We start from the raw sequence: 13,864 nt of genomic DNA, 5'->3' as shown, positions 1-13,864 counted from the left end.
AAAAAATTGGAAGAGACACTGCCTCTAGAATGTATCAGCTTTAAGAATATCTGAATAGTTCACTTTCATTTCGATGGTTCTTCCTGAAAGTTGTTCTTCAATTAATCGTACCATCATTACTTTACTGTTTGGAAAGGTGAATTTTTTGAAGACATAAATATTTCTGAAATTTTTACGGAAGTGTTTTTGTGGATTCAGTTGAAAAATGGGAGTCATCTCAATACTTTGATTGTTGGTGGCTTTATATATTTTTTTGTCTTCTATGGAAAATTTCAAGTCTTCAATATCATAACTCAGATTTGAATTGTTCTTAAAAGTCATATCCAAAAAAATATAATCACTCATTACATACACATTGTTCAACTGAATATTGAGTTTCAGATTTTTCTCTTCTCTGATTGGATTTTTTTCTGAGCTTTTCTGAATAATATCCATTGCAAACTTTCTCAATTCAAGATTAGAAAACACCATTTTATCAAACTCAATAGGTTGCATATTTTCGGGCTGAATATGAATATTGGTAACCGTATTTAAGTTTTCGGAATTTCTGTAAACTGCTTTGTACTGAGCAATAAATGATTGTCCAACAACACTTATAACTCCAATGTTTTGTCCACTAGTAAAAGTTGTCTGCTTTTTTATTTTTTCTGTCTCATTAGATTCGGGACTGTCCGTAATTTTAATTCTGGCAATATTGGTGGTCGGTAAATCTCCCGTAAGTTTTTTAGTAGATAAATCAACGTACTGAATCGGTTCAGGTGAAATAATGTGTAAATTAATTCCTTCTGTAATTTCTATTTCGGGTAAATCCGAAATAATTTGTTCTTTGGTTGCCGTTTGTGCGGTTAAAAATTGAGCTGTAAATAGTAACAGACTATATAATATCGTTTTCATTTTTTATTTTTTTGTTGGTTTTGTGAATCTTTGAGTTGTTTTTCGTCAATCAGAAATACGTAAGAATTGTACTTCAATTTGGCTTTGTTGGTTTTAATCAGGTTGGCAAGAGATTTGGAAGTGGATGTAAATAATTTAGAACCAAGACTGGTAAAAAATCCTTGTCCGCCCATATCCATTTGAGTTCCTTGTACAGAATTGCTTCCCATTTCTCTTATCATATCTCTGAAAACACTTTGGGGTACATACAATCCTTTCATTCCATCCACATCATAGATTGAAAGATTGACAGGAAAAATTTCTCCTTTCGTAAATACGGATACAATTGTAAGATCAACTCTTTGCATTGAAAATCCCGAAATCTGTCCATATAAAATGGAACCTTTGCTTATTTTTCTGTTGCTTATGAAGATGTCCTCCAACAGTCGAAATCTAATCCTGCTTCCTAGAAAGCCTTTATTGTTTTCATCAATCACGGCTTTGATAAAGCTGTTTTCTTTTTCTTTGTAAAAAGCATTGAAATCGTTATTAATACCTGATTTGCTAACATTGAAAGTAGAATTAAGAAACTCGTCCATTTTTTCTTTACTGGTTTTGAGTCTCTGTTCAGCTGCTAGTTTGCTTTGATACTCTGGGTCTCGTGCTTTTTCTAAAGAATCCATCACCAGCATTTGCTGTTTCAGATATTTTACGGGATCTTGTGGCTCATTTTTGGAAGGAGCTTTCTGACTTTCTGAATCAAATCCATTTTCTTGCTTTCCGTAAGATTTGGCATTCAGCATCCTGATAATTTCAGAAGACCTTTGGTAATCTTTATCTTCTCTCTGAGATGAATTAGGGCTATAATAAGAAGATGGATTTCCTTTTTCACGATATTGATTTTGTCTTGAAGAAACGGCTTTTAATGAATCGATTTTTCTTTTTTGAGCTAGTGATAATTGGTCATCATAGTTGTATAAGCTGTCTTCTTCTTTGTCCAAACCTTCCAACATGGTTCTGTTGTCATCTTTTTTGAAAAATGCATCATACGCATCATTCTTCGTCATAATAGAATCCTGTGTTTCACCGAGTGAAAGTGACAATTCTTTAGGTTGATCTTTTTCCGATGTGTCTTCTTTGGTAAACTGTGCTCCTACATATACAAATAGCAGCAGAAACGGCAATGCTAAAAGTGGCAAAACATATTTTCTCTGTTTGAAGTCAATTTTTTTCATTTATTTTTGATTTTTAGATAAATTGCCTCCGGTGCTACCGGCCATTTCGCAATTTTTGGTATTGGTTAAACAAGTAGTCAATTCGTAAGCTGTCTTCTTTTTGTAATTCTTTATGTTCGCTTTTCACTTTCAGTGATTTAAGTTCATCCACTATTTTTCTCATTTCTTTTTCATTATTTATGGTGGTATTTTGTTCCATTTTACTTTTGGAATACAAAATCGGAGGCTTTATTTTAAAAGCATTATCTGAAGGGAAAAAGATGCCTTGAATGAGAGAGCCAATAAAGGAAACCGATAAAAATACCATCGAATAGATGAAGAATTTTTTCGGTTGTTGACTTGCCCAATTCAGCCATTTTTGTCCAGTTTGTGTTAGTGTAGTATTCATTTTTAGTACGAATTTTTGGTTTGGTTAGAGATTTCTTCGTTATCTAGGATTCGCCAGTTTTTAAGCATTACGCCATGAGGATTATTAGGACTTCGGATAATGTCATCAAAATAACCTTCAGTAATGAGTTTTCTTGTAATGACGGAAGATTTTCTGGTAATCATCTGCTTTCCGAAAAAAGCAAACTTCTTCTGCTCCATATTAATTGTAATAGAATCTGCGTGAATACTGACCATTGAACTAGAGGCAATAATTTGATTGTAAAAGCCTTTTTCTTTCAGATTGGTGTATTCTTTTTTTCCACTGTCATCAATGAGATATAATGATTTTTGGATATTATCCTTGATATAAGCATCATCTGGAGCTAGCGTAAAAAACAATCGATGGAAAAGCTCAATCTGCGCTTTGTATTCTACAGGTCTGTTGAGTAAAACATCGGTTTGCTTTGCCAGTACAGGAACTCCATTATCTAAAATATAAATGGATTTTCTGGAATCTTCAATTATTCTGTATGCAAAGAAGAAACCTGCTATAACGATGAAGACCGCAAACACAATGGCAGAGATGGAAACCACCTTGTTAATTTTAATTCTTTGTTCTATATTTTTAATAAGCATTTTTTTTAGTTGTTGGTTGTTGGTTGATTGTTGATAGTTGATAGTTGTCGGTTATCGGTTGTCGGTTGTCGGTTTGATGATTATATTTACTTTCCTTTTTTCATGGCTTCTTGAACTCTTCCTGATGCTGAACCTGCTGCTGCACTTTTTGCAGCGGATGATGCGATAGAAGCTCCTCCTGTTTTTGCAGTTAATATTGCTGTTTTGGCACTGCTCGTCATTTTTCCTACAGCACTTTTCATCTTGGTCATCGCTCCAGCTCCTCCTGCAGTAACAATGGTATCGGCAATGGTGGGTGTCATCAGAACTCCAATTCCCGTAACGATATAGGCAACGCAGGTAAACAATTGGTTATAAATCATTCCCGAATTACTTACATAGATCATCAGAGCATCTAGGTTGGTGATGGTTCCGTTGGATAGAAGGGTGTCATATCGTTCTATTTCCATGGTATAGCCAGAAGCAATCAATTGCTGTCCGATATTGATAATCGTATAAGCCACAAAAGTGTAGAGATTGATATTGATAAATTTAGACACCCAGCTGTACAAGGAATTTTCAAATCCTGGAACTAGTGCCATTCCAACCGCAATAGGTCCTAAAATAATAAGGATATATGCCCAAATTTTTTGGATGAAGAAAATAAGATACACACAAATTCTCAAGATGGAAAGACAGACAAATTCAATGACTTCAGCGACTAATTTTTGCATTTGGAACTGCATTCTAATCTGCCATTCTTTGATGGGTTGTATCAATTTGTCTAATCCTTCACTTACATCAAACCAAGAATCATCAGCGTTTTGACTGGTGTTGTTGATGACTTCCTGTTTGGCATCTTCTTCCGCATTGAGTTTGATGACGGCATCTAATAGTTGCTGTTGCTTTTTGAACCTTTGCACTCGTAAATCATTGACTTCAGATTCAATGTCACTGAAGATGGCAATTCCTGGTTGAGCTATGGCTTCAAAAGGGGCTTGTATCAGATTGACAAATCCTGACCAATAAACAAGCGTAAATCCAATCAGAATTGGTTTTAGCATGGGAGTAATTTCCCATTCTCTGTCTCCAGCCGCCATTTGCCAGCCCATATATCCGAGATACATCAAGGCTCCTAATCCTCCAATGGCTTTTCCTACCAAGGCAGAACCTTGAGCACTATCTTGTACACTGTTATCCAATTTGGTAAAGATTTCCATAAACCATTTTTCGAAAGCGCCGTCGCCTTTTAAAAATTGGAGCAGACTGCTGTAATCGCTGTCTGTTTGGGAAAATCCCATAATTGGCAATACTATTGCCAAAAGACAAAATAATAAGGTGAGTTTTTTATTCATTTCTAAAATCGGTGTTTATATTGTTGCATGGTGTTATGAACAATTTGTTTATCTGAAGCAGGTGTCCATTGGTTGGGTAAAGCAGTAGATAAATGGTTTTTAAAAATATTTTTATAATCTAATAGAAGTGTAGTCCTGTCATTGTACTTCTTTAATTCCTGAACAAAATTTCTCCATTTGATGAGTGTTTCATGGTACATCAGGAAGCGTTTTCCTCTGGGCATATCCATACTTCGGGACATGGCATATTTTTCTTTAATAAGATCCAATTCTTCCTGCCATCTTTTTAATGTGCCTGTGGTATTGAGCGTTTCATATGTTTGCTGATCTTTCAGTCTCCATTCTATAAAATTTTGAGGGGTGTTGGGAAATTCAGTAATGGGTTTCAGCATCCTCTTATAGTATAAAAGCCATAGCGGATCGGCATCAACGGTGGCAGAAGTCCAATGCGCAAAATCCTGAACACATCTTTTGTAAATCGTATCAGAAGCGGCTTTGATTTTTTTTGCTTCTTCTTCCTGAAGTTTTAACTGGGCTAATCTTAAATTTTGTTCTCCGTTTGGTTTTAATGGTCGAATATCTTCACCATTCTTATAGGCTCTATTGATACTCGGTGCCCACATTCCCCAAACTGTAGCATAGGCAAAATTGGTCTGAATGCCTAAAAAATATTTCGGATAAGGTCGCCAATCTCCCCAGCTTTCAAAAGTCATTCTTTTGTGTTGGGCTACAATGGAGGGATCGTTCAATTTCTTTATACTTTGTCCAAATGCTGAAGTCGCAATAAATAGTAAGAGGAAAAATTTTCCTTTTTTAACTATATTTTTCATCTGTTTATCTATTTGTTTTTAATTAAAGATGTATTTATATTTTGTGATAATATCTCCGACAATCGCCCTGTCAATATTGATGTAGTTCCGAAGCTTGGGAACTTGATACAGATAAGGGATTTTGTTGGCGTTCTCTAATCTTAAAATGATGTATAGAATGTTCCCATTGATGTTTCTTACTCTTGTAAAGACTTTTTCAATGAGCATTTCTCTATCACTAGCATCCATTAAGAAATCTTTATTTTCATTGAGAATATCTTGAGTAACTTCCTGTTTAAGCTTCATGGTTTGATTTCCGATTTCTACATAGTATTTGGAAACTAACACGGCATATTCAGGGTGTTGTGCTGATAAATCCAACATTCTGTTGGAGTTCGTCACAACCTTCCCTAAATACTGATAGAGATACATGAGTTTTTTGCTTTGAGTAAGCGCTGAATTGACATTTTTGAGTTGCTGATAAATGTATTCTTGAATGGCAATTACTTGAGCAGTTTTGTTTTTAATATCGTCATACAACTGTTTTTGCTTTTCATAAGAATTTAAAAATGTTTGTTCGCTTCCCATTCTTACCGCATGATCTTTCGTCATTTGCGCAAAAAGCTTGTCATTGAATACAATCTGTTGGCTTTTGATTAAAATTCCAAAAAATGTCAATAATCCAAAAATTACTATTTTTTTGCTCATTACTTTATTATTTTCTTATTAAGGTATTCGCGAAATGTATTCATCGACTGAAAGGAGATAATCTTCGATTTCATCTTTAAAAAGATTTAATATTTTTCATGATGTTTTCTACCACTTGTTTATCTCTATTCACGTAATATTGAAAAGCTCTTTTGTTGCGTAATACTTTGGCTTTGATATCTCTAATCTTTAAGAGCATATGTGTAGAGTTTCTGCTTAATGTTTTGACTTCTCCCAAAGAGTAATCCAATAAAATTTTACGTTCCGACTTTTCCATCTGGTTGATAGCACCATAAGAAATAACAATCCCCATGATGAGCCTCGTTACCATTTGCAAATCGTCCACAAACTGTACTTGGGAAGGCAATACTGCAATAATGGAATAAGGCGCTGTATTGATTTCGTTAATAATGTCTGTCTGGTTTTGAGTGATTTTATTAACTTCTCTACTCATCGCTATTCCCGTAGGAATTGCCTGAATAGCAAATGACACAATTCTCAATCTGTCTTGAACTTTGGTTACCTTATCTTTAAAGTTGTTCCATTGAGTTCTATTGGCGGTTTCTATGGTAGCATTGTCTGTTTGTTTTTGCCTCATGGCTATTTGTCGGTTATGCTCTTTCATGGTGGCATTGATTTCGATATTCATCATAGGGAATGATACATTTTCTTTTTGCCAAGCTGGCGTAGAACCACCACTGGAAGAAGTAATAATAAGATAGATGGTAGGAATTAACAGAATTTGAAAAATCTTTTTCATCTTGTGATTTCTTAAAAATTTCGCTTATACTTGGTCATTATGTTTTCCACAATGCCTTTATCGGTATTGATGTAGCCTGCAAATGGATTGATGAAATTCCAGAATCCCAAACGATTGACTTTTTCCAATCTTAACTTGATTGCCAAAAGCCACAGTTTTAGATTTTTTAAATTCTCTGAAATATTATGCAGGATTTTATATCGGTCTCCTGCGGTTGCCAAATTGAGCTCTCCAGAGGCAAGAACATCAGACACATCCGTTACGATTTTCAGGCTTTGCTCATAGGTCTTCTGCGATGCTTTCACTCCGAATATGGCATACTGCGGATGCGCAGAGGCTAACTGAACAACCTCTGACGAATAATTGTAGCATTTATTCAGCTCAGAATAAATCTGCTGTACCTGAATTCCGTTTTGTAATGTTCCTGAAACTTCTTTCAGCCCCTTCAGTATTTTGTTTTGAATTTCATTGGCTGCTACCATTTGAGTTCCTACCCATGCTTGTGCATCTTTCAATTTGGAGGTTTCGTCAATGACTTCATTTTGTTTGGCTTTCAAATTTTCTGAATACAAAATCATAGCAGCCGTTACAGTCGGGTCGATGTAAGTATTTTGGGAAAAGCTCAACATTCCCCAAAAAGAGAATAATAGTATTACTATTTTTAGACTAAACTTTTTCATATAACTCTTGTTTTTGATTGATTAATTCTGAAAAACTAATATTTTGATCTTCCATTTCCTGAGAAATGATTTTGAACACATTCTTTCCTTTGAGTATTTTCTTCATTATTCCGTAATAGGAAACAATTTTTTCATCCATAGGATTCCTGTAGAGATTGACCAGTGATACCAAATTTTCAAGACCGTCGCCGAAATTTTTTAAATCATTAACAATACGGTGCAATGCTTCATCATAACTTCCATATTTGTGTACATAATACTCTACTGCCGACTTTTCTGGTTTTTCAGTGGTATAGGTCAGGTACTGCTCTATTGAAACTTCATTCCCGTAAACTTCTCCTTTGTTTCCTCGTTTCAGATAAAATTCCTTAAAGCGGCTTCTTCCAAACTTGTTGTTCAAATTATTAATGGTGAAAATCTTATTCTGTTCCACTTTATTGAGTGAAAGTAAAGCAGCAATACGGTCAAAATTGTCCTTGAATTTGGTTTGATCCAACAAAATGAACGTATCAGAATTGTTGATGATGGAGTCTTTTACTACAGCATTTCCAATAATATCATCGAGTTCTTGAGTTACCACGACAGCCTCTCCCCAAAATTTTCTAACCGTTTTGTAGAGATAGAGAATATATCCTCCCATCAGTTTACTTGCAATGGCTTTCCACGCTTCTTCTATGATTAAAGCTTTTCTGCGGTCTTTTCTTAATCTCATTTTCTGAATGAAGGTATCCATAATAATGAGTGTTACAATAGGAAACAATTTGGGATTATCTTTTACATTATCGATTTCAAAAACAATGAATGGTTCTTCAAATAAACTCTCGTCTGCTTTATTATTTAAGGTGTTTCCATATCTTCCGCCTTTATAAAAGTCTTTCAGAACAAATAAAAAAGTACGCAGGTTGAATTCTTTTTCGTTGATTTTGTGCTTTTTATTGTTTAAGTAAACCGGTAGGAACCGGTCGCAATACTCATAGAATCCATTGAAAGAAAGTTCTTTTGCTACTAACTTTTCTTCGAGTTCCTTAATTTTTTTGATGATGGCTTTTCTAAAGGATTCGTTCCATTCTTCTGCAGATTTAGGTTGTCTAATGATTTCATTAGATTTGATAAGAATCAATTGTGTTTCGTTATAAATTTTTCGCTTTTCTTCGTCATTTAAGGTTTCATAAGCCTCATAGACTTTGTAAAATTTTTCGCTGTCATAATCGGGATTGTTCAGGTTTTTATCGGGATGATATTCGATAGCCAATCTTCGGAAGGCTTCCTTGATCTCATCAGACTTAGCATCGAATGCAATTCCTAGAATATCATAATAATTGCGTTTTCCTTTAGCTTCATTCTCATATTCTGTAAATAGATCTTCTTCGTGAATATTATATTTGCTTAAATAGAGAATGAGCTCTTCTGAAGTTTTATTCTCATACCACGGAGTTCCCGAATTGAAATACTGGTGATAATAAGACATCAACACATTGTCCAATATGGATTTTTGTGCGGATGACATCATCGCATCGGGACCTTGCCAAATCAAGAATATTAAATTGGTTAAAAACTCAATTTTTTCAATATTGAACTCTTCTTTATTCATCAGAAAGGGATTCATGGTAATGGGTTTTTCTTCGGTGTACTGAATATATCTTCCTCCCTTATATTTACAGGTTCCTGAATAGGAATCTCCTGTATCCACAATGACTACATCATAATTGTACGTCAGATATTGTTCTATGATATTATTCATTAAAAAACTTTTGCCTGACCCGCTGGGTCCTAAAACAAACTTGTTTCTGTTGTTGATTCTTCCTGTTTTCATCGGTAAATCCGAAGGATCTACTTTTAGTGGAACACCTTGTCTATCGGTAAATCTTAGATAGAAGTTCGATTCTTCGTTCATGGGGTAACTTTCTTTAAAAAAAAAACACACGGCTGCTTCGCTTGTCGTCATAAATAAATCATACTCCCTCAATTCTGTTCCATTTCCTGGAATGGCTGCTCGAAAGAGTTCCAACTGGTTGTAAGCATTTTTGGAAACAATAATTCCTTTGGTAAAAAGCTTGTTTTCAATCAGGGACTGTGTCCCCTCCATTTCTTCCAAAGTATTTGTTGAAAACAAAATAGAGAAATGGGCATTCACAACGAGTTGTCCATCTATAGCGATATTATGAAGTAGGGTTTGAATTTCTTCTGCAATGATGGCATTGGATGGAGAGTTATTGGCTGCTCCTTCGTGCTTTTTCTTTTTCTTGTCTAATTCTCTTTGCTGTGGTGCTTGTAGCGGAATCGTAATAATCTGATTGTAAACAATCGTTTCATAGTCTTCCAGTTCGTTGATGAAGGTAAAATTATCGACGGCTGTTTCTGATGCAGCTCCGTTTCCTCCTAAAATAGAATAAGGCTCGATTTCAGAAGGCAAATCAATGTTTTCTACATCGACATAAGATATATTTTTGACAAATCTTTTGCCTATTTTCAGATATTCGTTGGTGCTTTTGATATTATCAAAAGTTGGTACCTCTGAAAAATTCATCGACAAAACTCCAGAAATATAATATTCAAAATCTTTCTCCAACAAAAATTGAGGTTCGCAATCGCTTTGTTTCAAAAGCATAAAAACTTTCTGGCATTTATCTCGAAGTTCTTTGTAGCCTTTTTCCGAGTGGTGGTACTGCCTGTTTTTCTTTTTCAGTTTGTCATCCACAATATCGGTAAACACCAATACCGTTTCAATGGTTTTGAAAAGTCGTCCATCAAAATGCTCTGAATATTTTTGCTGAAGAAACTGGTTAGATGGTTCAGCCGTATATTTCTTTTTTGAAAAAATATCGAGTTTCTGAACAATTCTTCCTTCTCCAATAATCGAAACAACTTGATTCAAAATGGTATGAAAATTGAGATAGTTATCAGGATCTGCCGAATATTGCTTAACCATATTTTTTATCTTAATCCCGATAATAGGGTTTCCATACTGTCCGAAAAGAACATCAAAATCCCAATTGAAATCTTTTCCATAATCGTAGCCGATAAATGGAATATCAAATGCTTGTTTTTTTGTTGATGCCATGTTGTAAAATTTTTTTATGTTTTAACCTTTTGGGAAAAATGAATATCTGATTGAAATTTTTGGTTTTGTCGTACAAACCATACTTATCCTGTCTTTTGAAGATGAGATAAACACCTCCTGCAGTAACTGCCAATCCTAATAAAGAACCTAGTAAACCGAATTTGGATAATACTAATGCCGCAATGACACCGCCTCCGATGACACCAACTGCATAAAAAATGTATTTCCCTTTGAGTCCGAAAAATACAAGGGGTTTTTTAAGCCCCTTGTAAAGGTAAAATCCCATTTTAGGCAAAGAATGCAGTGACAAATTCTGGAACTACAATAAGGAAAATCATTGCGCCTCCATAACCGAGGATTTCTTTGTTGACATCTTGGTCTCCATTCGTCCACTTGTTGTACACTCGAAGACCACCAATGAAACCTACCAATCCGCCGACTGCTTTCAAAATCAGCTTGATCGGGTCCCAGTAATCTTTGATATCACTTGCTGCATTGGAGATGGCTGTTGCACCTCCTTGTGCAAAGGCTGGAGTAATGGCTAAAAGTAAAATGAAAGCAGTGAATACTTTTTTCATCATTTGGTTTTTTTTGAATTTTTGATTCATAACACATAAGGTTTTTTAAAGGTTAATATTGAATTAATTTTTAAGTTTAAAGCAAAAAATATCCTGCAACGGATTTTTAATGCGTTGTTTTTGAATGTTTTAAATATTTTTATGGATAAGGATTACATAATGGAATGATATATCTTATATCCGTCATTATGGGAAATCATCTGCACACTGGTTTCTGCCAGATTAAGCAATTGATACCATTTGTTTCTGTTTGATTTTTGAATGGATAAACCTTGTTCTTCTTGAATCTGGTTTTGATGATTTTCGTTATTTTTTGATTGAATAGATTCTGTATTTTCAGTTACATTTTTTATTGGTTTTTCCACGTCATCAAAACCATCCAAGTCTTGTTCGGATTCAAATCTTCTTCTTAATTCTTCCAAATCGGGATTTTCTTCAAAAGTGTTTTGAGCTTGAGCTGTCGGGATTTCACTTTTCAAAAAGGATTTTGGAGTGCGAATATTTTCTACATCTTCAATTCCGACTGAACTTGGAGGAAGGCTCTCTGACTGTGCAAAATCAGCAAGTGAAAATTCTTCTGTATCATCGGTATGTACTGTTTTCTCTTTTTTCAAAAAAAGGTCGTAAACTACGTTTCCAGCATAATACAGAAAATAGACTGCTAATAGAATGAATGAGTATTTTAACATTTGTATTTTTATTTAAAGTGTTATTTTTAAAATGCTGTTTATTTGGTCAATAATTTCATTAAAGGGCCTTTTTACGGCGTACTTTTGTTCGTAGGTTAGCTTTCTGGTATCTATGGTTTGAAGGCAGTTTCTTTTGAATACAGGATTTTCAATGAGTGTTCCATATTTTGAAATTTCTTCGTCCATTTCCTTTTGGTTAGGGTATTTGTAGCCTTTGTCGTATTTGGATCTGATAAATATTCGTTCTGCTTCGCTTTCCAATAAACACAACAGATTTTTGAATACCAAAGTCGATTTTACCGATACATCGGAGTATTCAAAAGGAATGATGATAAAATCACTGTAAATCAGCAAGTCACTGTATTTCTGATCGAGTGTTCCTGCCAAATCAAAAAGATTAATTTCTTCACTTTCTTTTAGATTAATGAGGGTTTCAAAGTCAGAAAATGGTTGCTCTTCATCTTCACCAATGGTTTCTACCTCATACAATTTTGGAAGGTCTGACTGTTCGTCTTCTTTCCATTTGTAGTAGAAGGATTTTTGAAAATCGAAATCATAGACCTTAATTTTCCTTTCTGATAGCCCAGAAATGTAATTAGCAAATGCAATGGCAAGTGTCGTTTTTCCTGTTCCTCCTTTTTGTGTGGCAAATGTGATAATCATAATTTCTTTCTTTTTTTTCTTTTTCTGAGTTCTTCTTCCGCAGGGTCTTTTGATGTTCCTGAATGTTTTGTCCATTCAATCAGCATTTCATTTATTGCTCTTGATAATTCTTTTGCTTCATTACTTTCAGTCTGGTTTACTATTCTGGTTTCGTTGGCTTGATTTGGATTTAGAAATTTTTGATATTCCTTTTCTCCAATTAATGATTGAAGTTCTCCTATATAATGCAACTTGGTATGAACTGCGTAATAGATTCCTTCTTCCGATTTTATAATTTTAACACTATTATTGTTTTGTGTTTTGAGATACTTTCTTATCTCATTTTTCACCATATTGAATACTTCCTTGTTTTTTCTTTTCTTGTTCTCAAAAAGCATAAAGTCTTTTGGTACATTTTCAAGATTCTGGTGTTTCAGATATTCTATCAATACTTGTTTAGAAATTTCATCTGATAAATTGTAATCCTTTAAGCTTTCAAATAGTTTCTTGTCCATGACTTCGGAAGTAAATTCAAACAAATTATTCATTTTCAGAATTTCGCTTCCTTTATAAATCGTTCCAGTTTTATGGTCAATTAAAGTATAACCAAAAGGGTGGAGTTCGTCTTTATGATGAAAAACCACATCGATTCCAAACACCTCTCTGAGCTTTTTCTGAAGCTCGCTTTCAAATTCAATCTTTGGCTTCCAATTTTCCTTTTGCTTTTCTTCAGGAAGCATTTTTTCTAAATGTCTTCGGTCTTCCGCTTTGAAAACCTTGTTAGAATAGACCTCTTTATATTTATTCAATATAGCCTTGATTTGCTTTCCTCTATTGTCATTTTTAACATTGCTGAAAATGAGTTGATTTCCATAAATCGTTTTCTCTCGAACTCCGTTTTTCAGAATATCTAAAGCGTTTTCATCATTTTTGTTCTTTACCAACTTGAATCCGTTTCTTTCCATCAAGATTTCTAGCTGCTTCAACGAACTCATTTTGTAATTCAAAAGGTTGTTGATGATTTCTTCGTTACTTTTATCATAAATCCTTTCTTTTATATTAATCATCGCCTTTTGGGCTTTCAGTTTTTCGTAACTGTCATTGAGCTTTTTCCCAGTCGATTTATTAACTCTCGTAGAAACAATATGCACATGATTGTTTTCGGTATCGTTATGAAAAACCACAATAAATGGCTGATTTCCGTAACCCATTTCTTGCATAAAATCTTCTGCAACTTTTGTCAATTCTTCTTTGCTGTGCTGTTGAAATTTTGTGGAAATCACAGCGTGGAATTGAGGTTTCTTTACTTTTTCATTTTTTGAAATAGATTTGAGGTAATTTCTGACTGCTTCCTGACTGCTTTTTTCATTAATGAATGAAGGAAAATTTTTCATCAGCATCAACTCGCCAGTCCCTTTTTCTACTTTTTTATCGTTATACTGTACTCCGTGAAAATTGGAACTTGCTGAGCCTAAAATCTTAACTATCAT

Annotated in this window: 15 protein-coding genes; all 15 read right to left on the bottom strand. The window is 34.3% G+C overall.

Going from position 1 to position 13,864, the window contains the following annotated elements; translation table 11 throughout:
• Positions 1-24 precede the first annotated feature (24 nt).
• The 15 genes from traN to C3729_RS09890 all read right to left on the bottom strand — a co-directional run bounded on the left by traN (position 25) and on the right by C3729_RS09890 (position 13,864).
• Positions 25-894 carry a conjugative transposon protein TraN gene (traN, locus tag C3729_RS09960; protein WP_104794006.1) on the bottom strand — a complete coding sequence of 290 codons (870 nt, stop codon included), beginning with the start codon at positions 892-894 and terminating at the stop codon, positions 25-27.
• Positions 891-2,108: a conjugative transposon protein TraM gene (gene traM / locus C3729_RS09955; RefSeq protein ID WP_104794005.1), complete on the bottom strand. Its 1,218-nt coding sequence runs from the start codon at positions 2,106-2,108 to the stop codon at positions 891-893. The genes traN and traM overlap by 4 nt, the downstream gene beginning before the upstream one ends.
• A gap of 34 nt (positions 2,109-2,142) precedes the next feature.
• Positions 2,143-2,496 (bottom strand): hypothetical protein, encoded by a 354-nt coding sequence (locus C3729_RS09950; RefSeq protein WP_104794004.1) that lies wholly within the window; start codon positions 2,494-2,496, stop codon positions 2,143-2,145.
• Between the two features lie 2 nt (positions 2,497-2,498).
• On the bottom strand, positions 2,499-3,113 hold the full coding sequence (traK, locus tag C3729_RS09945; protein ID WP_104794003.1) for a conjugative transposon protein TraK: 615 nt from the start codon (positions 3,111-3,113) through the stop codon (positions 2,499-2,501).
• Positions 3,114-3,199: 86 nt separating this feature from the next.
• A complete protein-coding gene (locus C3729_RS09940; RefSeq protein ID WP_104794002.1) occupies positions 3,200-4,447 on the bottom strand; it encodes a hypothetical protein in 1,248 nt (415 codons plus the stop codon).
• A 2-nt stretch (positions 4,448-4,449) separates the two neighbouring features.
• Positions 4,450-5,277, bottom strand: coding sequence for a hypothetical protein (locus C3729_RS09935; protein ID WP_104794001.1), 828 nt, complete (start codon positions 5,275-5,277; stop codon positions 4,450-4,452).
• A gap of 18 nt (positions 5,278-5,295) precedes the next feature.
• Positions 5,296-5,964: a hypothetical protein gene (locus C3729_RS09930; protein ID WP_104794000.1), complete on the bottom strand. Its 669-nt coding sequence runs from the start codon at positions 5,962-5,964 to the stop codon at positions 5,296-5,298.
• Between the two features lie 76 nt (positions 5,965-6,040).
• Entirely contained in the window at positions 6,041-6,724 is a 684-nt protein-coding gene (locus tag C3729_RS09925; protein ID WP_104793999.1) for a hypothetical protein, read from the bottom strand.
• 11 nt (positions 6,725-6,735) lie between these two features.
• Complete coding sequence (locus C3729_RS09920; RefSeq protein ID WP_104793998.1) at positions 6,736-7,404, bottom strand: hypothetical protein; 669 nt, start codon at positions 7,402-7,404, stop codon at positions 6,736-6,738.
• On the bottom strand, positions 7,391-10,465 hold the full coding sequence (locus C3729_RS09915) for a TraG family conjugative transposon ATPase (RefSeq protein WP_104793997.1): 3,075 nt from the start codon (positions 10,463-10,465) through the stop codon (positions 7,391-7,393). Before C3729_RS09915 ends, C3729_RS09920 begins: the two co-directional genes overlap by 14 nt.
• Entirely contained in the window at positions 10,437-10,751 is a 315-nt protein-coding gene (locus C3729_RS09910; protein WP_104793996.1) for a DUF4133 domain-containing protein, read from the bottom strand. The genes C3729_RS09915 and C3729_RS09910 overlap by 29 nt, the downstream gene beginning before the upstream one ends.
• 1 nt (position 10,752) lies before the next feature.
• Positions 10,753-11,046 carry a DUF4134 domain-containing protein gene (locus C3729_RS09905; protein WP_317615415.1) on the bottom strand — a complete coding sequence of 98 codons (294 nt, stop codon included), beginning with the start codon at positions 11,044-11,046 and terminating at the stop codon, positions 10,753-10,755.
• Positions 11,047-11,195: 149 nt separating this feature from the next.
• The gene (locus C3729_RS09900) at positions 11,196-11,732 is read right to left on the bottom strand and encodes a hypothetical protein (protein ID WP_104793994.1); all 537 of its coding nucleotides are present in this window, start codon (positions 11,730-11,732) and stop codon (positions 11,196-11,198) included.
• Positions 11,733-11,744: 12 nt separating this feature from the next.
• Positions 11,745-12,395: a ParA family protein gene (locus C3729_RS09895; protein WP_104794099.1), complete on the bottom strand. Its 651-nt coding sequence runs from the start codon at positions 12,393-12,395 to the stop codon at positions 11,745-11,747.
• Complete coding sequence (locus C3729_RS09890) at positions 12,392-13,864, bottom strand: relaxase/mobilization nuclease domain-containing protein (protein WP_104793993.1); 1,473 nt, start codon at positions 13,862-13,864, stop codon at positions 12,392-12,394. Before C3729_RS09890 ends, C3729_RS09895 begins: the two co-directional genes overlap by 4 nt.

This window comes from Cloacibacterium normanense (genome assembly GCF_002943105.1).
Lineage (GTDB): Bacteria > Bacteroidota > Bacteroidia > Flavobacteriales > Weeksellaceae > Cloacibacterium.
The sequence above is the reverse complement of the archived record's forward strand: the minus strand, read 5'-3'. Positions and strand labels throughout refer to the sequence as shown.

Coding starts and splice junctions, on each gene's coding strand:
- traN (WP_104794006.1), bottom strand. CDS start 894: ATGAAAACGATATTATATAGTCTGTTACTATTTACAGCTCAATTTTTA.
- traM (WP_104794005.1), bottom strand. CDS start 2,108: ATGAAAAAAATTGACTTCAAACAGAGAAAATATGTTTTGCCACTTTTA.
- C3729_RS09950 (WP_104794004.1), bottom strand. CDS start 2,496: ATGAATACTACACTAACACAAACTGGACAAAAATGGCTGAATTGGGCA.
- traK (WP_104794003.1), bottom strand. CDS start 3,113: ATGCTTATTAAAAATATAGAACAAAGAATTAAAATTAACAAGGTGGTT.
- C3729_RS09940 (WP_104794002.1), bottom strand. CDS start 4,447: ATGAATAAAAAACTCACCTTATTATTTTGTCTTTTGGCAATAGTATTG.
- C3729_RS09935 (WP_104794001.1), bottom strand. CDS start 5,277: ATGAAAAATATAGTTAAAAAAGGAAAATTTTTCCTCTTACTATTTATT.
- C3729_RS09930 (WP_104794000.1), bottom strand. CDS start 5,964: ATGAGCAAAAAAATAGTAATTTTTGGATTATTGACATTTTTTGGAATT.
- C3729_RS09925 (WP_104793999.1), bottom strand. CDS start 6,724: ATGAAAAAGATTTTTCAAATTCTGTTAATTCCTACCATCTATCTTATT.
- C3729_RS09920 (WP_104793998.1), bottom strand. CDS start 7,404: ATGAAAAAGTTTAGTCTAAAAATAGTAATACTATTATTCTCTTTTTGG.
- C3729_RS09915 (WP_104793997.1), bottom strand. CDS start 10,465: ATGGCATCAACAAAAAAACAAGCATTTGATATTCCATTTATCGGCTAC.
- C3729_RS09910 (WP_104793996.1), bottom strand. CDS start 10,751: ATGGGATTTTACCTTTACAAGGGGCTTAAAAAACCCCTTGTATTTTTC.
- C3729_RS09905 (WP_317615415.1), bottom strand. CDS start 11,046: ATGATGAAAAAAGTATTCACTGCTTTCATTTTACTTTTAGCCATTACT.
- C3729_RS09900 (WP_104793994.1), bottom strand. CDS start 11,732: ATGTTAAAATACTCATTCATTCTATTAGCAGTCTATTTTCTGTATTAT.
- C3729_RS09895 (WP_104794099.1), bottom strand. CDS start 12,395: ATGATTATCACATTTGCCACACAAAAAGGAGGAACAGGAAAAACGACA.
- C3729_RS09890 (WP_104793993.1), bottom strand. CDS start 13,864: ATGATAGTTAAGATTTTAGGCTCAGCAAGTTCCAATTTTCACGGAGTA.